Genomic DNA, 22,271 nt, shown 5'->3' on the forward strand with positions numbered 1-22,271 from the left:
ACGATGATGCGCGACATCCCCGGCGCAGCAGGCGGTTTCCTCAGTTACTTTACCCGTCACCGGACGGTGGCAAACCTGCTGTTGCTGGTGATGCTGGTTCTGGGCGCGGCGGCTATTCCGAACATGCGGGCCCAGTTCTTTCCGGATGTGATACTTGAACGCGTCGACGTCAGCGTCACATGGGACGGGGCCGGCCCCGAGGATGTGGATAACGGCATCGTTCAGGTGCTTGAACCGGCCCTGCTGGCGGTCGAAGGGGTTGCGGCCACAACGTCGACCTCACGCGAGGGGACGGCCAGCATCCGGTTGGAGTTTGAACCCAATTGGGACATGTCCCGCGCCGTAGAAGAGGTCAGGACAGCCGTCGACAGCGTCACGAACTTGCCTGAGGACGCCGAAGAACCCTCGATTCGCCGTGGGGCCTGGCGGGATCGGGTGACGGATGTGGTCGTAACCGGCCCGGTCGCAGTGGACCAACTGGCCAGGTTCACCGACGAGCTTATCAACCGCATGTTTGCTGCCGGGGTGACGCGCACGACGATCCGGGGCCTGGCCGCGCCCCGCGTGGTAGTCGAGGTCCCGACCGCGCAGCTGATCGCCAATGACATCACCCTGTCCGAAATCGCATCAGCCGTCGCGGCCGAGGTCACGGCTAGCCCCGCAGGCGACGTGACCGGTGCCAACGCGCGCATTCGCACGGGTTCGGAAAAACGCACCCCGGAAGAAATCGAAGGCATCACCCTGCGCAATTTTGGCGACGGATCGAAACTGCTGGTTGGGGATGTGGCGCAAATCCAGGTCCAGGGGGTGGACCGCATCCGCAGCTATTTTGTCGGCGACAATCCGGCGATGTCGATCCGGGTTGACCGCTCGAACCTTGGGGATGCCATAGAAATCCAGCACACGGTCGAAGAGGTGGTGGCCGAAATGCAGGCCAGCCTGCCCGAAGGCGTCATGGTGGAATTGATCCGGACCCGCGCGCAGGCAATCACCGATCGTCTGGATATTCTGGTCGACAATGGCCTGGTGGGACTGGGCCTTGTGGTGTGCCTGCTGTTTCTGTTCCTGAATGCGCGCATTGCCTTTTGGGTCGCTGCGGGCATCCCGGTGGCCATGTCGGCGGCGATTGCATTCATGTATATCGGCGGGCTGTCGATCAATATGGTGTCGCTGTTCGGGCTGATCATCACCCTGGGCATCGTCGTGGATGATGCCATTGTTGTTGGCGAACACGCGGATTTCCGGGCGCGGCGTCTGGGGGAACCTCCGGTCGTTGCGGCGGAACGGGCGGCGCGGCGCATGGCGATGCCGGTCTTTGCCGCCACGCTGACCACCGTGATCGCCTTTTTCGGCCTGACATTGGTGGGCGGGCGGTTCGGAGAGCTGATCCGTGACATCCCCTTTACCGTGATTGCGGTTCTGATTGCCTCGCTGATCGAATGCTTTCTGATCCTGCCCAATCACATGGCGCACGCCATCAAACATTCGGCCAAGGAACATTGGTACGATCTGCCCAACCGTGTGGTTAATCGCGGGTTCCGCTGGGTGCGGGATCATCTGTTCCGCCCTCTGATCGCCTGGGCGGTCTGGGCGCGTTATGTTGTGGTGGCGCTGATGGTGGTGGTTTTGGCCAGCCAGATTGCCATGTTTATCCGCGGAGACGTGAACTGGCGCTTTTTCAATGCGCCCGAGCGCGGCTCGGTCACCGGCAATTTCATCATGGTCGAAGGTGCCACCCGCGCCGACACACTGGCCATGATGCGCGACTTGCAACGCGCGACCGAGGAGCTGGGCCAGATTTACGAAGACCGTCATGGGCGCAATCCCATCGACTATGTCCTGGCCGAGGTTGGCGGCTCGGCCGGATTTGGGTTGTCGGCGGCCGACGGCAAGGACGAGGATCTGCTGGGTGGTATCTCGATCGAATTGATCGACGCCGACCTGCGCCCTTATTCCAGCTTTGAATTTGTCGGTGAGCTTCAGGACTTCGTGCCACGCCATCCCAAGGTCGAAGTGATCAGTTTCCGGGGTTGGCGGTCGGGGCCGGGCGGTGACGCCATTGACGTTCAATTCTTTGGCGCTGACGTAAATACGCTCAAGGCCGCGTCCGAGGATCTGCAGACCGAACTGTCAAAGCACCCCGAGGTTTCGGCGCTTGAGGATAATCTGGCCTATGACAAGGAAGAATACATTCTGGACCTGACCGCGCAGGGGCAGGCGCTGGGCTTTCGGATCGAAACATTGGGCCGCGTGCTGCGGGACCGGCTGAACGGGATCGAGGCCGCGACCTTCCCCGACGGGCCGCGCAGCACCGAGATTCGCGTGGAACTGCCCGAGGGCGAGCTGACCGCAGATTTTCTGGAACGCACGCTGATGCGCACGCCCGACGGGGTCTATGTGCCGCTGGCCGATATCGTCTCGGTGGATCGCAAATCGGGCTTTTCGACGGTTCGGCGTGAAAACGGTCTGCGGGTGATTTCCGTCAACGGCGATATCTCTGAGGATGATCCGACCCGCGCGGCGGAAATCGTACGCGCCCTGACCGAAGAGGTTCTGCCCAATATCGCGGCTGAACGTCAGGTCGAGTGGCGCATGGCGGGCCTGAGCGAGCAAGAGGATGAATTCCTGTCCGAGGCGCGCACCGGTCTGATCCTGTGCCTGACCGGCATCTATCTGGTTCTGGCCTGGGTCTTTGCCAGTTGGACGCGCCCCCTGGTAGTGATGGCGATCATCCCGTTTGGCTTGGTGGGTGCGATCTGGGGCCATTACATCTGGGGCGTCCCGCTGAGCATGTTTACCGTGGTCGGTCTGCTGGGCATGACAGGGATCATCATCAACGATTCAATCGTTCTGGTGACGACAATCGACAGCTATCAGCAAGAACGGGGGTTGCTGCCGTCGATTGTCGAAGGCACCGCCGACCGATTGCGGCCGGTGATGCTGACGACGCTGACAACGGTGCTGGGGCTGACGCCGCTGCTTTACGAAGGATCGCAGCAGGCGCAATTCCTCAAACCCACGGTGATTACGCTGGTCTATGGGCTTGGGTTCGGGATGTTGCTGGTTCTGATACTGGTGCCCGCGCTGCTGGCCATTCTGAACGATCTGTCCCGACCGATGACCGCGATGCGCCGGGCGCTGCGGGCACCGGACCGGATGGTGCAGGCGGCCCTTGCGGGCACGGGGCTGGCGTTGGTCTTGTGGTTCAGCGTCACGATGGTGTGGCCTGCGGTAACTGGCGCGCCGCTTGGGGTGCTGTCGGGTCTGTACCCCGGCGCGGGCGGATTGGCGGCCTTGCAAATGGGGCTTGGGGCATTTGTTGCAGGCGCGGCGGTGATCCTGATGCTGAGCATCGCCCTTACGGGCCTGATTTACGCGCGGCTCAAGGAACGGTCGGTTTAACCCGCACGCAGGGCGGTTTCCAGCAGATCGACGACACGGTCGCTCATCTGTAGATTGCCCTGACGTATCTGATCCAACGGAAACCAGCGGGCGTCCAGCGCATCATCGCCCGCCACCGGATCGCCCGACTGATAGCGGCAGGCCACGCCCACCAACAGGTAATGCGACAGGACTTTGCCGTGGGCGTCGCGGCGCAGCAGGTCCAGATTATCAAGATACCCCGTAGGTTCGGCCATGATCGAGGTTTCTTCGCGCAACTCTCTTTGGGCGGCGTGTAAAACGGTTTCGCCCCATTCCACGTGGCCGCCGGGAAACCCCCAAAGCCCCATATCAGGCTGCTTGCTGCGTTGAACCAGCAGAACCTGCGCCTGATGCACAACAACTGCCAATGCGCCGATCCTGGGGGTCTGTGTCATGGGATCAGCCTGCGCTGCATCCCTGAATGTCGACGGCATGATTGGTGCCCAGAACCGTGATCCGAATTCCCGACCGGTCCAGCGCAAAAGGGCCGCCGGATGCGTTGATCACCTCGGATGTCGCGATCAGAGTGTCCCCGTGGCGCTCCGTGGTGGGTTGCGAGGCCCAGAGCGTTGGATTTCCCGGTTCGATCACCGCAATTTCGCGACCTCCGGCCGAGGGCATAGTGACGCGCGCCTCGATCTTCATACCGTCGGACGTGGGGGTCAGCTGGCATCTGGCCTGAGTGACGCGGGCCTCGGTCTCGGAATAAGGGCGTTGGGCCAAAGCTGCGGCGATGGCGGGGTTGCGTGCTGCATCCGCGTCCAGCGTGTGGTCGAATTCCAGACGCTCGGGGATGCAGACATCCTTGCAGACGCCCAGATCCATGTCACCGCGCAACCGCACGGGTTTGGCAGGGTTGCCCGGCGTGATTTCCACGGGCAGTACCAGTTGATCGGCATAGCCAATGGATTGCAGGCCGTTCTGAACGAACACTTTGGGGGCAGGCCAGGTGATCGACACATTGCCGACATTTTGCGACCCGCTCCAATCGAACTGCGGCGGGATACCGGCATCGCCGGGCGCGCGCCAATAGGTTTTCCACCCGTCTTGCAGTGTCAGCCGCAAAGCGCCCAGATAGGTACCATTCGCCGTGCGCCCGCCGTCGAGAACATCCAGTTGAACAACCTCGCGCGTGCTTTGGGCATGTGCGGGGACAGTCAGGGCGATACAGGCGGTCAGGGCCGCCGCAATGGGTTTGAAGCAGAATTTCATACCCCATAAATGCGCGGTCTGGGCCGCGAATCCAAGTCACGTTCCGGTCACCCGGATGAAATCTGGTGAAAAATGCGCTGATCCCTTGCCAATCGCGGCGACCAAGGGTCATTGTTGAGGGGGACTCAGCAAGAGATGTCAGCTTATGGACCTAACCGGAAAACTGTTGATTGCGATGCCTGGTATGGGCGATCCCCGCTTTGACCATTCGGTGGTGTATATGTGCAGCCATGGCGACGACGGTGCGATGGGTCTGATCATCAACAAACCTTCGGATTTGCGGCTTAAAACCCTGCTTGGGCAGCTTAACATCCCGTGCCGGGTGCCGGTTGTGGGCGAACGGCTGGTGCACTTTGGCGGTCCGGTCGAGATGTCGCGCGGCTTTGTCCTGCACAGCGCGGATTACGAGGCCAACCTGCATTCGATGCAGATAACGGATGATTTCAGCATGACCGCGACGCTGGACGTGCTTGAGGATATGGCCTCGGGGCAGGGGCCTTTGAATTCGACACTGGCGCTGGGCTATTCCGGTTGGGGTCCGGATCAGCTTGAGGATGAGATTGTCATGAACGGTTGGCTGACGACCGAGGCGACACCGAAGCTCGTCTTTGACGTGCCCGATGACGAGAAATGGGGGGCCGCGCTGGCGACGCTGGGTGTCGATCCGCTGAGCCTGTCGGCCAGCGCCGGACGGGCCTGATCAGGTATCGCGCGGCGCAGCGGCACGGCGCAGGCGGTCATTGATCGCAACCCCCAACCCATGATCCGGGATCGGCGACACGGCCATCGGGCGGCCGGTTTCGTTCAGCTTGTGCAGCGCGGAAAACAGGTTTGCCGCAGCCTGCGTCAGATCGCCATCTGCCGACAGATTCAGATCGCAATCGACCGAACCAAACCCCAGCAATACCTCGTCACCCTGCCGGGATCGGGCGTTCAGCCGAACCGGCGCGTCAGGGGCATAATGCGATTGTAGCTGCCCCGGCGCCGTCAACAGGTCACCGGGTTGATGATGATGCAGGCGCGCGTTCAGAACGGTCTCGATCTGTTCCAACGCCACCCCGCCCGGGCGCAGCAGGGCCGGTTCTCCGGCCAGTCCGACGATGGTGGATTCCACCCCGACGCCGCAGGGGCCGTCATCCAGAATGGCCGCAATCCGCCCATCGAGGCCCGCGCGCACGTGATCGGCGGTGGTTGGGCTGATCTGCCCCGACGGGTTGGCCGAGGGCGCGGCCACCGGCCCGTCAAATTCTGCCAGCAGCTTTCGGGCCGTGCCATGGGCGGGCACCCGAACGGCCAGTGTTTCTAATCCTGCGGTGACCAGTGGCGATATGCCGTGCCCCGCGCGCAGTGGCAAAACCAGCGTCAGCGGGCCGGGCCAGAAGGCCGCGGACAAGGCTTCGGCCCGGTCGGACCATTCAACGAACCTTTGGGCGGCATCGGCAGAAGCAACATGGGCAATCAGCGGGTTGAAGCTGGGCCGGCCTTTGGCCTCGTAAATCCCGGCCACGGCCTGACTGTTGCGCGCGTCACCGCCCAGCCCATAGACGGTCTCGGTGGCGAAAGCGACCAACAGACCCTGCCGCAGCAGGTCCGCCGCCTGAGTTATCCCGCCGGGGTCAGCGGTCAATTCCAATGTGCCGTTGGGGATCATAAAGGGTGACGCCGCGTTTTGATTGCTTGTAACATGGGGCTGGCTACGTAATCGGTTAAACGCAGAATGCATAAAGGCGCGCGGTAAAAATTCCAACCCCGCCAATGCAACACGAATTAGACAACCCCGAGGAAATACATGCCATATCGCGCGCCAATCTCTGACTATGAATTTCTGTTCCGTCACGCGATCGGATTTGACCAAGTCACTGCCACCGAAAAATTCTCGGAAACCAGCGAAGACGTTGTCAGTGCGATCCTGACAGAAGCTGGCAAGATGTGCGAAGAGGTAATGGCCCCGTTGCAGCGCCCCGGCGATCTGGAACCCGCGCGTCTGGAAAACGGGGTACTGCGCACCTCGCCCGGATATGGCGACGCCTGGAACGCGATTGCCCAGGGCGGCTGGATCGGGATGAGCGGCAACCCCGAACATGGCGGCATGGGGCTGCCAATGGCGGTAACCACCGCCGTGAATGAGATGATGTCCGCAGCCTGCATGTCGTTGCAACTGGCACCGCTGATGACGCAGGGCCAGATTGAGGCGCTGGAACATCACGCCAGTGATGAGCTGAAGGCGCTGTACCTGCCCAAGATGATGGCCGGTGAATGGTCGGGCACCATGAACCTGACCGAGGCGCAGGCCGGATCGGATGTGGGGGCGCTGACCTCAAAGGCGGAACCCAATGGCGACGGCACCTATGCGGTGTCGGGGCAAAAGATCTTTATTTCGTGGGGCGACAACGATTTCGCGGAAAACGTCTGTCATCTGGTGCTGGCACGTCTGCCCGATGGGGTGCCGGGGACCAAGGGGATTTCGCTGTTTCTGGTGCCCAAGTACCTGCCCGACGAAAACGGCAACCCCGGCGTTGCCAACGATCTGAAAGTTGTATCGCTGGAACACAAGATGGGCCTGCATGGCTCGCCGACCTGCGTGATGCAGTATGACGGTGCCAAGGGCTGGCTAGTGGGCAAGGAACATGGCGGTATGGCTGCAATGTTCACCATGATGAACAACGCGCGTCTGGGTGTGGGTGGTCAGGGCGTTGGTGCGGCCGAGGGGGCCTATCAACATGCGCTGGCCTATGCGCTGGAACGCAAGCAGGGCAAGACGCCTTCGGGCACCATTATCGACCACGCGGATGTGCGCCGGATGCTGATGGGTATGCGCGCCGATACCTTTGCCGCGCGGGCGATCATGCTGGCAAATGCCGCCGCCATCGACATGGCAAATGCGACCGACGATGCCGAGTGGCGCGCGCGCGCCGCGCTGCTGACCCCGATCTGCAAGGCATTCGGAACCGAAACCGGAATGCGCGTGTCCGAAACCGGCGTACAGGTCCACGGCGGCATGGGTTTCATCGAAGAAACCGGCGCGGCCCAGTATTACCGGGATGTTCGCGTAACCGCGATTTACGAGGGCACCAACGGTATTCAGGCCATGGACCTTGTGGCGCGCAAGATGATGGATGGGGGCGAGGCGGCCTCGCGCCTGCTGGACGAGATCGAGGATCACGCGGAACAGGCCCGCGCCACCATGCCCGAATTGGCCGGTCCGGTCTGGGAAGCGACCGAGACCCTGCGTGAAGCCACGGAATGGATCGTGGCCAAAAGCGATATGAACGATCGTTTCGCCGGTGCCGTACCCTATCTGCACGCCTTTGCCCGCGTTCTGGGCGCGCATTATCACCTTAAGGCGGCGCAGGCTGATCCCGACGGCGCGCGCTTTAAACTGGCGCGCTATTACATCAACGCATTGCTGCCGGAGTTTGCCGGTCTGCTGGCGCAGGCCCAAAACGGGGCCGATGACATCTATGCGCTCAGCGCGGACGAGATGGTGGCCTGATGGACGGCGATACCCCCTTGGCGATCCGATACCCCTGGCCTGAACCTCCGGCACCGGGCGAGGCGATTGAGATCGCCCACGGTGTGCTGTGGATGCGGCTGCCGCTGCCTATGGCGCTGGACCACGTCAATATCTATGCGCTGGATGACGGTGACGGCTGGACGGTGATCGACACCGGCCTGTCGTCGAAGAAAACCCGCCGTATCTGGGAAACACTGATGGCGGGTCCCTTGGGTGGCAAGCCTGTGAACCGGGTCGTGGTGACCCATCATCACCCGGACCACGTCGGCAATGCGGGCTGGTTTCAATCGGAACACGGCGCGGAACTGGTGACCACGCGCACCGCCTGGCTGTTTTCACGCATGTTGACGCTGGATGTGCAGGAAACCTGGCCGCAGGAAACGCTGGATTATTACCGCAGCGCGGGGATGGACGCTGATGAGCTGGCCAGACGGATGGCCGAGCGTCCGTTCAATTTCAGCGATACGGTCTATCCGATGCCGTTGGGCTTTACCCGGATCAAACAGGGCAGCGTGATCCGCATGGGCGGGCGCGACTGGGACGTGCATATGGGCAACGGCCACGCCCCCGAACACGCCACATTCTGGAGCCGCGACGACAATCTGGTGATCACCGGTGACCAGATTCTCAGTTCCATCAGCCCCAATCTGGGCGTTTACGTCACCGAACCGCTGGCCGACCCGGTGGCGGAATGGCTGGAAGCCTGCGAGCGCCTGCAAGGGTTGGCACGGCCCGATCATCTGGCACTGGGCGGGCATAAGTTGCCGTTCACCGGCCTGCCGGTGCGCATGAGGCAGCTGATTTCCAATCACCACAGCGCGCTGAACCGTTTGCAGGATTTTCTGGATCAGCCCAAAACCGCCGCCGAATGCTTTGTCCCGCTGTTCAAACGCCAGATCACCGGTGGCGAATACGGGCTTGCTCTGGTCGAGGCGGTTGCACATCTGAATCATCTTTACCACATTGGTTCTGTGACCCGGACGCGCCGCGCGGACGGGGCGTGGGAGTTTCAGCGCAAAGGGTAAAGCCATGCAGGACCAGATCGAAACATCGGCCGAGGCGGCAGAAGCCGCTGCGTTGCCCCGCTGTTACGAAGTACACGCCAACCCCGATGCCAAATCCGGCGCCAGGGACCTGCCCGGCGCGCTGCAAAAACCGGTTGAAACCAAAAGCCCGGCGCAATGGGCTTATGAACGGCTGATCCTGTACATCCAGAATTTCGAACAGACGCTGGACGGTGATCACGAGGTCGCCATGGGGTTCACCGGCGGCGACGCGGGTGTGATGCGGATCGAGGGGATGGGCTATTTCGATCCCGATATCATCACTTTTTACGGTTCGGACGCCACCGGTGCGCGCACCCAATTGGTTCAGCATGTCAGCCAGTTGAACGTGATGTTGCGGGCCTTGCCCAAGACGGTCGAGGATAAGCCCGCCAACCGCATCGGTTTCCGTCTGGCGGCGGATCTGGAAGAAAGCTGACCGCCTGACTTGCAATTCACGTCTGCGCAGCCTTGAATAAGCGCATTATTCAGGGGGGCACCGCGTGACCACTTTTTCAGCCGTTTCAATTGCCTACAAGCGCGCGTGGGCGCGTCGCCGCGTCTTTGTGCCGATCTATATCGCGGTGCGTTTGATGCTGGTGGCGCTGATTGCCCCGGCTGTGGCGATCACCGTGAATCTGGCTGTATCGCTGTCGAATCAGACCGCCCTGACCGATCAGGCCATCGCCGCCTTTATCCTGTCGCCCGCCGGGTTCATTGCGGCCATTGTCGTGCTCAGCCTGTTTTTGCTGGCCGAGGTCTTTGTGTTCTCGGTCATGGCCGGATCGTTGCGGATGGGGGAATCCGATCCGTGGCGCGCGGGCAGTTCCGCCATCGGGCTGATCCTGTCCCGCCTGCCTGCGCTGTTTGGCTTTGCGGTGCGGTTTGTTGTGCGCGTTCTGCTGTTGGTTCTGCCCTTCGCGGTGATTGCCGCCTTGATTGCATGGTGGACGCTGACCGAGTTCGATATCAACTATTACCTGACCTTCCACCCGCCGTCGTTCTGGGTGGCGGTGGTTCTGATCGGGGCTTTGGTTCTGGTCATGGCCTGGGTGTTGATCCGCCGCCTGTCTGCCTGGGCGCTGGGGCTACATCTGGTCTTGTTCGAAGGGGTTCATCCGGGGCACGCGTTCAACATCAGCGCCACCCGGATGGAAGGCAAACGCGGTCGTCTCAAGATCGAGCTGGCGATCTGGCTGATCTTGCGCCTGGTCATCGCCGCCGTGATCGCTTGGGTGGCTGGCCTGCTATTTGCGCTGGTGCCCCTGCAAGGCACGGCAAACCTGAAGCTGGCGCTGATCTACAGCCTGTTGGTTGCGGGGATGTGGTCGCTGGCCGGGCTGGTGCTGGCAGCCACTGCACTTGGTGCCTTGGCGGTTGTGCTGGATGGGTTTTTCGAAATCAGAACCACAGAGCCGCCCCATCCCGAACCCGGCAGCCTGCGTGTGCCTTTGATTGCGGCGGTTGGTGCCGCAGCCGTTGCCGTGCTGATCGGGTTGTGGTTTGGGCAACACCTGCTGGAGCGCGTTCAGGCACCGGACCGGGCCGAGGTCATCGGCCATCGTGGCGCGGCGGCATTGCGGCCGGAAAACACCATGGCCGCGGTTCTCAAGGCGATCGAAGACGGCGCGGATTGGGTTGAGATCGACGTGCAGGAAACGGCGGATGATGTGATCGTCGTTGCCCATGACAGCGACTTCATGAAGCTGGCGGGCGTGAACCTCAAGGTCTGGGATGCGACGATGGAGGATATCGCCGGGATTGATATCGGCAGCTGGTTCGGCCCCGAATACGCGGATCAGCGCACGCCCACATTGCGCGACGTGCTGGAGGCGGCGAAAGGCAAGGCCAAGGTCATCATCGAGCTGAAGTATTATGGTCATGACGTAGACCTGGAAAACCGTGTCGCGGCCATCGTCGAAGAGTTCGGGATGCAGGACGACATCGCCACCATGTCGCTGAAATACCCGGCGGTGCAAAAGATGAAAGCCCTGCGCCCGGATTGGCGCGCCGGGGTGCTGGCCGCCACCGCCATTGGCGATCTGTCGGGTCTGGAGGGCGATTTCGTGGCGGTGAACGCCGCGATGGTGACACCGGGGCTGGTGCGTTCGGTTCAGGCGGCGGGCAAGGATATCTATGTCTGGACGGTGAACGATCCGCTACAGATGTCGGCCATGGCCTCGATGGGGGTGGATGGGCTGATCACCGACCGCCCGGCGATGGCCAATGAGGTGCTGCGGGTGCGCGCCGAGATGGGCCCGGCGGAACGGCTGTTGCTGTGGCTGGCCACGACTTTTGGCATGTCGGTCGATACACAGGCAATGCGCGATGAAAACCCGTGACCTGACCCTGCTGCTTGCGCTGTTGGCCGCCCCGGCCGTGGCGCAGGATTTCATGCGCAGCATTGAGATACCCGCCCACCGCGCCCTGATCGCGCAGCGGGGGGATGTTGAACTGACCCCGTTTGAAACAGACGGATGTTCCGGCGGCCTGTCGTCCAGCTGGCGCTTCGTGGCCAGGACCTTTCCCAGTTTCCGCGCCCTTTATGAGGCGCATCCCCCGTGGGAATACTGCTGCGTGACACATGACCGTGCCTATCACAACGCTGGCGAGACGACGCAGGCCAGCGACAGTTTCGATGCGCGCCTGTCTGCGGATGACACGCTGCGCGCCTGTGTCAAACAGCACGGTCAGGACCACGCCGAAGATTATGCCGACCGCTATGACATGACGCCGGATCAGATTCGCGCGGCCCATTCCCTCACCGCCCAGGCGATGTATACGGCGGTGCGATTGGGGGGCGGGCCGTGTTCCGGGTTGCCCTGGCGCTGGGGCTTCGGATATCCGGGGTGTTCGGTGTTTCAACCTGTGACACCTGCGCGCGAATGACGTGGTGACAGCCCTCGGTTTTTCGATTATCCAACATGTTGAACACGCGAATTAGGAATCTCTGAGTCATGGCTGAATACAAGCACGGCGAAATGGACATCAACGTTCAAACCAAAACCTTCAATGGTTTCGTAAAGGCCACCACCTGGTGTGTGGTCGCCATCGCCATCCTGTGCCTTTTCCTGGCGGTCTTTGCCTCTTAATCCAAGTCGGGGTCAGCTGTGATCAGGATTTTGCTCGCCTGCCTGCTGGCAGTGACCGTGGCAGGCTGCACCGGATCGCAGCGACCACAGGCGGATCAGTCGGACATCGTGGCCCGGTCCTATCAGGACCCGGGGCCATCGACGCTGACGCTTTACACCATGATCAACACCCGGAACGGTTCGGGCGCGCATACGTCGTTGATGATCAGCGGCAGTGAGCGGGTGATCTTTGATCCGGCGGGATCGTTCCGCGCGGATGTGGTGCCGATCAAGGATGATGTGCTGTACGGGATCACCCCGAATGCGGAACGTGCCTATCGCAGCTCGCACGCCCGCGAAACGCATTATGCGCGCATCCAGACCATTCAGGTTTCCCCGCAGCAGGCCGAAATCGCCTTGCAGCTGGCCAAGCAGATGGGGCCGGTAGCGGGGGCGTTCTGCGCGAACTCGACCGCCCAGCTATTGCAGCAGGTGCCGGGGTTCGAGCAGATAAACACCACCTTCTACCCGGTCAAATTGTCCGATCAGTTCGGGCAGATACCCGGAGTTTCCACTACCGAGTACCGCGAAAGTGACAATGCCGATCTGCAGGCTGGGCTGGCGGCGAACAATGCCCTGTTGAACCAGCAGGATGCGGGATTAACCCAATAAGTACAGCAACCCGTACAGGGTTGCGGCCCCTGAGAATATGGCCGCAATCACATTTCTGGTAATCACTCCGACCGACAAGGCAACCGCTGCTGCTGCCATACGCGGCACATCCGGCTGCCCCCCGGTTGCGGTGGGCCAGACCACCAGCGGCGCAATCAGCGCCGGTATGATGGCCACCGCTGTATAACGCAGATGGCGCAGCAGCCATGGCGGCATTGGGCGGTCTCCGACCAGACCGATGAAGGTAAAGCGCAGGGCAAAGCTGCCAACGGCCAGACCGATGATGACGATCCACAGGGTTGTTGCGTCGATCTGGGTCATGATCTTCTCTGCTCCAGCCTGCGCTCGAACATCAGTTCAGCCTGCGCCCCGGCGATCATCCCGGCTGCTCCGGCGATCAGCAGGCCCAGGTTGAACGGCACCGCAACCACCAGAAGGGCAACGATGATGGCGACCAAAGCCGCCACCACATGCGCCAGCGTGCGCATCATCGGCCCGATCATGGCCAGAAAGGTGATCGGCAACGCGAAATCCAGCGCCCAGCTGTCGGGGATCTGCGTTCCCAGCACGGCCCCTAAATAAGTCGCCAATATCCACAGCGGCGTGATCGGCGTGACCGAGCCAAAGAAATAGGCCATGCGTTGCGGCACGGTCATCTTTGGGTCCTTTTCGAATTGCACGATGGAACAGGCATAGGATTGATCCACCGTCACATAGGCGGCGCAGGCCCTTTGCCACAGCGGTGCGGACCCCAGAAAAGGCGTCAATGAGGCCGAATACATCGCCACCCGCAGGTTCACCGCCAAAGCCGAGGCCAGCACAATCGCCGTAGGTGTGTTGTCCTGCAACAGTTGCAGCGCAGTGAACTGCGCGGCCCCGGCAAAAACGGTCGCCGAAAAGGCGATGGTCTGGATGATGTTCAGCCCGGCCTCGGTCGCGAACACGCCGAACAGGGTGCCAAAGGGGATCGCCACAAAGATGAACGGGGTCCCGTCGCGAAGACCCTTCCAGAAGTATGACTTGGGTGTGGTGTCTGCCATGGCTAAATCCTATGGTGTTGCATGCAGCAGTAGCGGTCTTGGGAAAGGGTTGCAATTGGCCACGGAAATGGACCTGTCGGACTATATCATCGCCCCCGATCCCGGCGCGGCACGCCTGACTCGCGCGGTTGAGGGCGTGGATCAGAATGGTGAAGTCAGCCGAATTTCGGTGGTCGAGGAACGGCCGCTGACGATTTTCCTCAATTCTCAAGAAATCGTGACCGCGATGACCATTGGCGATTATCCCCAATATCTGGCGCTGGGTTTCCTGCGCAATCAGGGGATGCTGCTGGATGATGACCAGATCACACGGGTCGATTACGACGACGATCTGGAAACCGTCGTGGTCCGCACCGCGCGCGAAACCTCATATGAGGATAAGCTGAAGAAAAAGACCCGCACCAGCGGTTGCGCGGTGGGCACCGTGTTCGGCGACATGATGGAGGGGCTGGAGGATGTGCGCCTGCCACAGGTCTCGGTCCGTACCTCATGGCTCTATGATCTGGCGGGCAAGATCAACCGCACCCCATCGCTGTATCTTGAGGCGGGCGCGATCCACGGAACGGTCCTGTGCCGCGAAAACCGCCCGCTGGTCTATATGGAGGACGTAGGCCGCCATAACGCGGTCGATAAGATTGCGGGCTGGATGCTGTCCGAACGCGAGGCGGCGGATGACAAGATCCTGTACACCACGGGTCGCCTGACATCCGAGATGGTGATCAAAACGGCGATGATGGGCATCCCTGTGTTGGCGTCGCGGTCGGGGTTCACCGCCTGGGGTGTCGAGATCGCCCGCGAGGTCGGCCTGACCCTGATTGGCCGGATGCGTGGGCAGCGTTTTGTGTGTTTGGCGGGCGAGGATCGCCTGCTGCGCGACGTGGACCCGGCGACCGTAGCAGTCGAGGACAAGAAGCATCGCAGGAAGAGTGCGGGATGATTTTGGTAACCTTCAAGATCTTCGCACTCTTTGTTCTCTCTGTCAGTATTATTCCGCTCTATTTTCTCGCGCTTCGAAACTACGCGCGCAGCAAACGGGCCGTCATTGAAGGGATGGCGCAATTGGATGTCGACACGCGTCATCAGCTAGGCTGGGTGCCGAAGGGCTACATTGGTTTGTTTGATTTGCTTGCCTCCCTTCGGCTGGGTTGGCAATCTTGGGGCTTAATGTCACAACAGCAAAACTTAGCTCTTCAACGGGTCTTATTACATGGCCTGCCCAAAAACGCCGAGCTATCTGGAGAAACCAAAAAATCAGCCCGCAGGTTTCGGAGATATTTTTGCTTTTTCATTGCTCCATTGGCTGTACTGATCTTATTGTCGGCCTACATCCGCTTAAGTCATGATCTGGCCGACTTTTCGGGAATGTCTCTGAGCATTTGCTATCTCCTATTGGGTTTTGGCCTCGCGGTATGGGTGTTCATACCGCAAGAAAAATTCAAAAAATGGCCAGAAATCGAGGATCGCACATGACCCGCCCGCTCGGCATCATCCTCGCCGGTGGGCTTGCCACCCGAATGGGCGGCGGCGACAAGGGGCTGTTACAGATCGGCGATCAAAGCCTGTTGTCTCATGTAATCAACCGACTTGGCCCTCAGGTGGACGGCTTGGCGCTGAACGCCAATGGTGATCCTGAACGATTTGCCGATCTGAACCTGCCCATCCTGCCTGATACGATCGAAGGGTTTGCCGGACCTCTGGCGGGCGTTCTGGCCGGGCTCGATTGGGCCGCCGCGCAGGGCGCGGACAGCATCGTCACCGCCGCAGCCGACACGCCATTTTTTCCACGCGATCTGGTGGCGCGTCTGACGCAGGCTGCCGACGGGCAGGCGCATCCGCTGGTGTTGGCCACCACGCCGCGCACCGGGGACGAGGCGTTGAAGTCCGGGGGCGGCAAGAGGGTCAACCGGCACCCGACTTTTGGATTGTGGCCCGTGGCGTTGCGCGATGACCTGCGTGCGGCGCTGAATGACGGGCTGCGCAAGGTGGTGCTGTGGACCGACAAGCATGACGGGCGTGAGGCGCTGTTTCCGGCTGATCTCTTCGACCCATTTTTTAACGTCAATACTCCTGACGATCTGGCGCGGGCGCAAAAGCTGTTGGAGCAGGCATGAAGGTCTACGGCGTCACCGGTTGGAAGAACGCGGGCAAAACCGGGTTGATGGAGCGGCTGGTGACCGAGATCACCGGGCGCGGGTTGACCGTGTCGACCCTGAAACACGCCCACCACAGCGTCGATGTGGACCAACCGGGCACGGACAGTCACCGCCACCGCGTGGCCGGTGCCTCTGAGGTGTTGCTTGCCTCGGGTCAGCGTGTTGCGATCATGCAGGAACTGCGCGGCGCGCCCGAGCCGTCGCTGGATTCGCTGCTGGCACGCCTGTCTCCGGTCGATCTGGTGTTGATCGAGGGGTTCAAGCGCGAGGCACACTCCAAGATCGAGGCGTTTCGGATCGAGGCCGGCAACCCTCTGATCGCGCCGGAGAACGATACGGTCCGCGCCGTGGCCAGTGACACGCCTTTGGACCTGAGCATCCCGGTTTTTGATCTGGACGATACCAGCGGAATTGCGGATTTCATCCTGCAAGAGGTCGGATTATGAGCAAACCGGACATCACACCGCCGCCCCTGCGCAACGACTGTTTCGCCTTGCCCGCCGGGGTGAGTTGGACACCGGTGGATGAGGCGCTGGCCCTGCTGCGCGATAGATTGACGGTGGTCACAGCGACCGAGACAGTGCCCTTGGATCAGGCGGCGGGGCGCATTCTGGCCAGGGATATCGTCGCACAGCGGTCAAATCCGCCACAACCGAATACCGCGGTGGACGGGTACGGGTTTGCCGGTGCCGCCCCTGAGGGCGCGCAGGTGATGCCGCTGCATCCCGGGCGCGCGGCGGCGGGCTTCCCGTTTGATGGGGTTGTGCCGGATGGCCATGCGCTGCGGGTACTGACAGGGGCCGCGTTGCCCGCAGGGGTGGATACGGTCATTCTGGAAGAGGACGTGACCGTGCAGGCTGACCACATCGCCTTTCACGGTCCTCTGAAGCAGGGCGCAAACACCCGCCGCGCTGGCGAGGACGTGGTCGAAGGCGACCCGGTTCTGCCCGCCGGGCGCAGGCTGACGCCAGCCGATCTGGCCCTGCTGTCGGCGACGGGTATCGCCAAAGTGCAGGTACGCAAGGTGTTGCGCGTGGCCGTTTTGTCGACCGGGGATGAGCTGGTCGAACCCGGGGACAGTGCAGGCCCGGGTCAGATTTTTGATGCCAACCGCCCGATGTTGTTATCGCTGATGGATCGGATGGGGTATCAGCCGGTGGATATGGGGCGTGTGGCGGATGACCGTGATGCCCTGCGCGACCGCCTGAATTCGGCCGCAGCGCAGGCGGATGTGATCCTGACCAGCGGTGGCGCGTCAGCGGGGGATGAGGATCACGTCTCGGCCCTGTTGCGGCAGGCGGGCGCGATGCAGGAATGGCGGATTGCGCTGAAACCCGGACGTCCCTTGGCGCTGGGCCTGTGGAACGACACACCGGTCTTCGGCTTGCCCGGAAATCCGGTGGCGGCCTTGGTCTGTACACTGATCTTTGCCCGCCCGGCGCTGGGCCTGATGGCGGGTGAGGGCTGGCAGGAACCCCAGGGGTTCGACCTGCCCGCCGCCTTTGAGAAACGCAAGAAACCGGGCCGCCGCGAATACCTGCGCGCCCGCGTGCGCGATGGCCGGGCCGAGGTGTTTTCCTCGGAAGGGTCGGGCCGGATCAGTGGCCTCAGTTGGGCCGAAGGTCTGGTCGAGATCGAAGACGGCGCGCGCCACATCAAACCGGGCGACAGCGTCCGGTTCATCCCCTATGGCAGCTTTGGGCTTTAGATCGCTTTGCATTTGATTTGGATCGAAATACGCTGCCTCAACCCGGCGGGTTGAACGCGCATTTCGACTGGTTTGCCTTGGACAAAACGCAAAGCGCTTTAGTCGAAGGTTCCGGCCACGCGTCCCAGCAGCATGAAGGCCCGCGCCGTGCGGGTTTCACCCAATGCGGTCAGATCGGCATCGCTGGCCTCGGGCTCAAACGCGACGATCATGTGATCGAAGCGGCGCAGGAAATGATGCGCGGCGTCGCGAAAGATCGGGTCTTGTTTCATCCGCGCCGCTGTCAACGCCAGCGAGGACCGGTCGCGAATGCCACCCAGCGCCGCCACCGAACGGCCACGGTCACCTTGCGCGAATTGCCGCCAGATTTCGGGTCGGGCCATATCGGGGCGCAGATCATCCATATAGATGCCCTCCTGGCTCAGCAGGGTCAATACGTCCTGCGAGGCCTGCACCAGCTGCGCGGTCTTGCGATCCTTCAGCGCCAGCCGCAGGGCGTTGAACCCTTCGGTATCTTCCTGCGTCTCGGGGAAGTTCAGGGCACGAATGAAAACATCCCTAGACATTGGCTGGGCAATGTCTTCTGCCGACGTGCCAAGTTCCAGCGTGGTCTGGTCACCTGCTACCGATGCAGATGCAACCTGCACGGGATCGTTGCGTTTTGACGAAAACGTCGCCAGCCGGTTTTCGGTTTTCTTCGCGGTTTCGGCAATTTCGTCCAGCTTCTTGTTGACTGCCGGCTCGTACGAGCTGGCGGCGCGCTGTTGCTGGGCGATAAGCGCCTGCCGGATCGCGTCGATCGAGGTTTGCAGCCGCGCGCTTTCCTCGCGCATGATCCGGCTGGCGCGCATCGCAGTGGCGGCAACCCAGATCATGGCAACCGGCAGGAACACGGCCAGCAAGGTCACAACAAACCCACCGCCCTGCACCTTGTCGGGCAGAACCAGAAACACCACCGAAACCACCAGCCAGATCAGGCTGAGCACGATGGCTGCAATCTCGATCTCGGTCACCGAGGGTCGGGTCGGGCGATCAAAAATACCCAACGAGGTCGGGTTTTTGGCCTCTGGTTCAGGCGTGGGCTCGGACATGATAAAACGCTCCGGTCAGGCGTACTCGATACTCAGAACTTCATAAGACCGCACACCGCCGGGGGTGCGGACCTCGACGCTGTCGCCTTCGTCCTTGCCGATCAGGGCGCGGGCGATGGGCGATTTGATGTTGAGCAGGCCATTTTCGATATTGGCCTCATACTCACCCACGATCTGCCAGGTCTTTTCCTCATCGGTGTCTTCGTCCACCAAGGTGACCTTGGCGCCGAATTTGATGGCACCGGACAGCTTGGCAGGGTCGATCACGTCGGTCAGTGACAGGATGCCTTCCAGCTCTTTGATGCGGCCTTCGATAAAGCCCTGTTTTTCACGCGCCGAATGATATTCGGCGTTTTCCTTCAGGTCGCCCAGTTCCCGCGCCGAGGCGATGGCCTCGATGATCGCAGGCCGCTCGACGGATTTGAGGTTCTTCAGCTCCGCCTCGAGCGCGGCATTGCCCGAAGGCGTCATTGGAATTTTTTCCATTTTCTTGTCGTCCACGCATAAATTGATGCGCCCCGCCGCATGGGACAAGCGTCGGGGCGATTTGATGGGTCGGTAAATACCTGACCCAAATGAGGCGTGAATTGCAAGAGGGCTTGGCCGCGCAACGCGCGGATTACGGCCTAATCATAACTGATCACTTCGAATTCGATGCCATTGTCATCGTCGAAATAGAACCTTTTGCCCGGTTCATAATCGCCGTGGGATTTGGGCGTGAACCCGGCCTTGACCACTTTGGCCTCGGTGGCGTCCAGGTCTTCGACCAGAACGCCCACATGGTTCAGGCCGCCGACAACGTCATAGCTGCTTTCGCCGGATGGCTTCGGATCACTGGGGGCATACAGCGCCAGATAAGTGTGCGCACTGCCCACATGCACTGTGTACCCGCCCGCGATGGCGGGGCCTTCCCAACGGGTCTTCCAGCCGAATACCTTGTGCATCCACGCCGCTGATGCCTGTGGGTCGCGAACGGTAAAGTTAGTATGTTCAAGTGTCGCCATCATGGGATCTCCTTTTCGAACTTGAGGTTTGTCCCGACTCACTGTAATTTCTAAACCTAACTTTAGATCAAGGTAATTTTTTACGAGGATGTGATGGCAGTTTCCGAAGGTCTGGCAATTGGCGCATTGGCGCGGCGCACAGGGCTAGCCGTGTCCGCAATCCGGTATTACGAGGCGCAGGGGCTGATCACGCCCTGGCGCAATGCGGGCGGGCAACGGCGATATCAGCGCGCAGATATCCGGCGGCTGAGCTTTGTCATGATCGCGCAGCAATTCGGCCTGACCCTGCCGGAAATACGCGAGGTCCTGTCCGACCTGCCGGGAAACCGCACGCCGACGCCGCAAGACTGGAAAGATATCAGCGTCAGCCTGCGCGCCCGTCTGGATCAACGAATCGATACCCTGACGCGATTGCGCGACAATCTGGACGGCTGCATCGGCTGTGGCTGTCTTAGCCTGCCGAAATGCGCGCTGTATAACCCGGACGATCGGGCAAAATCCCATGGTAGCGGTCCCAGATACCTGATGGGTGACGCCCCAAAGACATGAATCGCCGCATTGCAGCGTTGTTACGCCGTGTTTCGATTGACCAATGTCTTTGCAACCATGTAATCAGCCGAGAAACAAAATTGCGCAGACCACGCCGTGAAAGCGCCAATTCGGAAAGTTAGCTAAGGAGCCCGCGATGGCCGATATTGAACGCGAAGCAATGGAATACGATGTGGTGATCGTGGGTGCAGGTCCCGCGGGCCTGTCGGCGGCCATCCGTCTGAAACAACTGGATGCCGACCTGAACGTCGTTGTTCTGGAAAAGGGTTCGGAAGTGGGCGCGCATATCCTGTCGGGCGCGGTGCTGGACCCCTGCGGTCTGGATGCGCTGATCCCCGACTGGAAAGAAAAAGGCGCACCGCTGAATACGCCGGTGACCGAAGACAACTTCTTTATGCTGGGCGAAGCGGGCCAGATCCGTATTCCTACCTTCCCGATGCCGCCACTGATGAACAACCACGGCAACTACATCGTCTCGATGGGTAACGTCTGCCGCTGGATGGCCGAGCAGGCCGAGGAAATGGGCGTCGAAATCTTCCCCGGCATGGCCTGTTCCGAGCTGGTGTATGGCGACAACGGCGAAGTCAAAGGCGTGGTCGCCGGTGTCTTTGGTCTGGAGCCCGATGGATCCTACGGTCCGCAGACTGAGCCGGGGATGGAGCTGCACGGCAAATATGTCTTCTTGTCGGAAGGTGTGCGCGGTTCGCTGTCCAAGGAAGTCATTGCCAAATACGACCTGGCTGCCGGTAAAGAGGTGCAGAAATACGGCGTCGGCATGAAAGAGATCTGGGAGATCGACCCGGCCAAGCACAAGCAAGGCTCGGTCACGCACACGATGGGCTGGCCGCTGGGCGGCAATGCCGGGGGCGGATCGTTCATCTATCACCTTGAAAACAATCAGGTCTATGTCGGTTTTGTGGTTCACCTGAACTACAAGAACCCGCACCTGTATCCATACATGGAATTCCAGCGCTTCAAACATCACCCGATGGTTGCCGACCTGCTGAAAGGCGGCAAGCGCGTGGCCTATGGCGCGCGGGCCATCACCGAAGGCGGGTATCAGTCGATGCCGAAACTGGTGGCACCCGGTGTGGCGCTGCTGGGCTGTTCGGCGGGCATGGTTAACGTCCCGCGCATCAAGGGCAACCACAACGCGATGCTGTCCGGCAAAGCCGCGGCCGAAGCTGCCATTGACGCGATCAAGGCCGAGCGTTCGGGTGACGAGTTGACCGCTTATGAGGTGGACGTGCGCGATGGCCCCATCGGCAGCGACCTGAAGAAGGTCCGCAACGTCAAGCCGATGTGGTCCAAGTGGGGCCTGACCGCCTCGTTGGTGTTCGGTGGCCTGGACATGTGGACGAACACGTTCGGTTTCTCGCTGTTTGGCACCATGGGGCATGGCAAAAACGACGCCGAAGTGACCGAAGAGGCCAGCAAGCACCAGCCCATCGACTATCCCAAACCCGATGGCACGCTGTCCTTTGACCGTTTGACCAACGTCTCGTTTGCGATGACGAACCACGAGGAAAACCAGCCCTGCCATCTGCATCTGGGCGACCCGGAAATCCCGGTCAAGGTCAACCTGCCCAAGTTCGACGAACCGGCGCAGCGCTATTGCCCGGCAGGTGTGTATGAGCTGATCGAGGATGAAGACGGCCCGCGATTCGTCATCAACTTTCAGAACTGCGTGCATTGCAAAACATGTGACATCAAGGATCCCAGCCAGAATATCACCTGGACCACCCCGCAAGGTGGTGACGGACCGAACTATCCCAACATGTAAGCGAAAAC

The 22,271-nt window shown here is 61.1% G+C and carries 24 protein-coding genes; 16 read left to right on the forward strand and 8 right to left on the reverse strand.

All coding sequences use genetic code 11. From position 1 onward, the window contains the following. The first annotated feature begins 3 nt into the window (after window positions 1–3). Window positions 4–3,402, forward strand: a complete 3,399-nt coding sequence (locus tag JT51_RS18845; RefSeq protein WP_037316585.1) for an efflux RND transporter permease subunit — start codon at window positions 4–6, stop codon at window positions 3,400–3,402. On the opposite strand, the gene JT51_RS18850 is transcribed toward JT51_RS18845, so the two are convergent. Both JT51_RS18850 and JT51_RS18855 read right to left on the reverse strand, forming a co-directional pair. Beyond that, window positions 3,399–3,818 carry an NUDIX hydrolase gene (locus tag JT51_RS18850; protein WP_037316588.1) on the reverse strand — a complete coding sequence of 140 codons (420 nt, stop codon included), beginning with the start codon at window positions 3,816–3,818 and terminating at the stop codon, window positions 3,399–3,401. The genes JT51_RS18845 and JT51_RS18850 overlap by 4 nt on opposite strands. A gap of 4 nt (window positions 3,819–3,822) precedes the next feature. Next, window positions 3,823–4,635, reverse strand: a complete 813-nt coding sequence (locus JT51_RS18855) for a protein-disulfide reductase DsbD domain-containing protein (protein WP_037316592.1) — start codon at window positions 4,633–4,635, stop codon at window positions 3,823–3,825. A gap of 145 nt (window positions 4,636–4,780) precedes the next feature. Between JT51_RS18855 and JT51_RS18860 the strand changes: the two genes are divergently transcribed. Then, window positions 4,781–5,335: a YqgE/AlgH family protein gene (locus tag JT51_RS18860; protein ID WP_037316595.1), complete on the forward strand. Its 555-nt coding sequence runs from the start codon at window positions 4,781–4,783 to the stop codon at window positions 5,333–5,335. On the opposite strand, the gene JT51_RS18865 is transcribed toward JT51_RS18860, so the two are convergent. Continuing rightward, window positions 5,336–6,286 (reverse strand): L-threonylcarbamoyladenylate synthase, encoded by a 951-nt coding sequence (locus tag JT51_RS18865; protein WP_037316598.1) that lies wholly within the window; start codon window positions 6,284–6,286, stop codon window positions 5,336–5,338. It lies immediately after the preceding gene. Window positions 6,287–6,424: 138 nt separating this feature from the next. On the opposite strand from JT51_RS18865, the gene JT51_RS18870 reads away from it, so the two are divergent. From JT51_RS18870 to JT51_RS18900, 7 genes are all read left to right on the forward strand, one after another. After that, a complete protein-coding gene (locus tag JT51_RS18870; protein WP_037316600.1) occupies window positions 6,425–8,128 on the forward strand; it encodes an acyl-CoA dehydrogenase in 1,704 nt (567 codons plus the stop codon). After that, window positions 8,128–9,174: an MBL fold metallo-hydrolase gene (locus JT51_RS18875; RefSeq protein ID WP_037316603.1), complete on the forward strand. Its 1,047-nt coding sequence runs from the start codon at window positions 8,128–8,130 to the stop codon at window positions 9,172–9,174. The genes JT51_RS18870 and JT51_RS18875 overlap by 1 nt, the downstream gene beginning before the upstream one ends. Window positions 9,175–9,178: 4 nt before the next feature. Continuing rightward, window positions 9,179–9,631 (forward strand): DUF6173 family protein, encoded by a 453-nt coding sequence (locus JT51_RS18880; protein ID WP_037316606.1) that lies wholly within the window; start codon window positions 9,179–9,181, stop codon window positions 9,629–9,631. A gap of 64 nt (window positions 9,632–9,695) precedes the next feature. Next, window positions 9,696–11,534, forward strand: a complete 1,839-nt coding sequence (locus JT51_RS18885; protein WP_037316609.1) for a glycerophosphodiester phosphodiesterase — start codon at window positions 9,696–9,698, stop codon at window positions 11,532–11,534. Then, on the forward strand, window positions 11,521–12,081 hold the full coding sequence (locus JT51_RS18890) for a hypothetical protein (protein ID WP_051927645.1): 561 nt from the start codon (window positions 11,521–11,523) through the stop codon (window positions 12,079–12,081). Before JT51_RS18885 ends, JT51_RS18890 begins: the two co-directional genes overlap by 14 nt. 68 nt (window positions 12,082–12,149) lie before the next feature. Further along, the gene (locus tag JT51_RS18895; RefSeq protein ID WP_037316612.1) at window positions 12,150–12,284 is read left to right on the forward strand and encodes an aa3-type cytochrome c oxidase subunit IV; all 135 of its coding nucleotides are present in this window, start codon (window positions 12,150–12,152) and stop codon (window positions 12,282–12,284) included. Window positions 12,285–12,302: 18 nt separating this feature from the next. Further along, a complete protein-coding gene (locus JT51_RS18900; protein ID WP_051927646.1) occupies window positions 12,303–12,935 on the forward strand; it encodes a hypothetical protein in 633 nt (210 codons plus the stop codon). On the opposite strand, the gene JT51_RS18905 is transcribed toward JT51_RS18900, so the two are convergent. Together JT51_RS18905 and JT51_RS18910 are read right to left on the reverse strand one after the other, a co-directional pair. Next, entirely contained in the window at window positions 12,924–13,256 is a 333-nt protein-coding gene (locus JT51_RS18905) for an AzlD domain-containing protein (protein WP_037316615.1), read from the reverse strand. The two genes, JT51_RS18900 and JT51_RS18905, sit on opposite strands and share 12 nt — an antisense overlap. Further along, window positions 13,253–13,975: an AzlC family ABC transporter permease gene (locus JT51_RS18910; protein WP_037316618.1), complete on the reverse strand. Its 723-nt coding sequence runs from the start codon at window positions 13,973–13,975 to the stop codon at window positions 13,253–13,255. The genes JT51_RS18905 and JT51_RS18910 overlap by 4 nt, the downstream gene beginning before the upstream one ends. A 67-nt stretch (window positions 13,976–14,042) precedes the next feature. On the opposite strand from JT51_RS18910, the gene JT51_RS18915 reads away from it, so the two are divergent. From JT51_RS18915 to glp, 5 genes are read left to right on the forward strand one after another with little or no spacing between them, the layout of a single operon-like run. Next, window positions 14,043–14,912, forward strand: a complete 870-nt coding sequence (locus JT51_RS18915; protein ID WP_419177315.1) for a formate dehydrogenase accessory sulfurtransferase FdhD — start codon at window positions 14,043–14,045, stop codon at window positions 14,910–14,912. After that, window positions 14,909–15,445, forward strand: a complete 537-nt coding sequence (locus tag JT51_RS18920; protein ID WP_037316621.1) for a hypothetical protein — start codon at window positions 14,909–14,911, stop codon at window positions 15,443–15,445. Before JT51_RS18915 ends, JT51_RS18920 begins: the two co-directional genes overlap by 4 nt. Then, window positions 15,442–16,086, forward strand: a complete 645-nt coding sequence (gene mobA, locus JT51_RS18925; RefSeq protein WP_037316624.1) for a molybdenum cofactor guanylyltransferase MobA — start codon at window positions 15,442–15,444, stop codon at window positions 16,084–16,086. The genes JT51_RS18920 and mobA overlap by 4 nt, the downstream gene beginning before the upstream one ends. After that, window positions 16,083–16,574 (forward strand): molybdopterin-guanine dinucleotide biosynthesis protein B, encoded by a 492-nt coding sequence (mobB, locus tag JT51_RS18930; protein WP_037316627.1) that lies wholly within the window; start codon window positions 16,083–16,085, stop codon window positions 16,572–16,574. The genes mobA and mobB overlap by 4 nt, the downstream gene beginning before the upstream one ends. Beyond that, window positions 16,571–17,836 carry a gephyrin-like molybdotransferase Glp gene (glp, locus tag JT51_RS18935; RefSeq protein ID WP_037316629.1) on the forward strand — a complete coding sequence of 422 codons (1,266 nt, stop codon included), beginning with the start codon at window positions 16,571–16,573 and terminating at the stop codon, window positions 17,834–17,836. The genes mobB and glp overlap by 4 nt, the downstream gene beginning before the upstream one ends. Window positions 17,837–17,934: 98 nt before the next feature. Here glp and JT51_RS18940 read toward each other — a convergent pair whose 3' ends face one another. From JT51_RS18940 to JT51_RS18950, 3 genes are all read right to left on the reverse strand, one after another. Continuing rightward, window positions 17,935–18,927 (reverse strand): hypothetical protein, encoded by a 993-nt coding sequence (locus JT51_RS18940; RefSeq protein ID WP_037316632.1) that lies wholly within the window; start codon window positions 18,925–18,927, stop codon window positions 17,935–17,937. A 15-nt stretch (window positions 18,928–18,942) separates the two neighbouring features. After that, a complete protein-coding gene (greA, locus tag JT51_RS18945; RefSeq protein WP_037316636.1) occupies window positions 18,943–19,413 on the reverse strand; it encodes a transcription elongation factor GreA in 471 nt (156 codons plus the stop codon). A gap of 140 nt (window positions 19,414–19,553) precedes the next feature. Then, a complete protein-coding gene (locus tag JT51_RS18950; RefSeq protein WP_037316638.1) occupies window positions 19,554–19,934 on the reverse strand; it encodes a VOC family protein in 381 nt (126 codons plus the stop codon). Between the two features lie 90 nt (window positions 19,935–20,024). Here JT51_RS18950 and soxR point away from each other — a divergent pair, with 90 nt between their 5' ends. Beyond that, a complete protein-coding gene (soxR, locus tag JT51_RS18955; protein ID WP_037316641.1) occupies window positions 20,025–20,480 on the forward strand; it encodes a redox-sensitive transcriptional activator SoxR in 456 nt (151 codons plus the stop codon). Between the two features lie 136 nt (window positions 20,481–20,616). Further along, window positions 20,617–22,263: an electron transfer flavoprotein-ubiquinone oxidoreductase gene (locus JT51_RS18960; protein ID WP_037316644.1), complete on the forward strand. Its 1,647-nt coding sequence runs from the start codon at window positions 20,617–20,619 to the stop codon at window positions 22,261–22,263. The last annotated feature ends 8 nt before the right edge of the window (window positions 22,264–22,271 follow it).

It is taken from the genome of Ruegeria halocynthiae (assembly GCF_000743705.1).
GTDB lineage: Bacteria > Pseudomonadota > Alphaproteobacteria > Rhodobacterales > Rhodobacteraceae > Ruegeria > Ruegeria halocynthiae_B.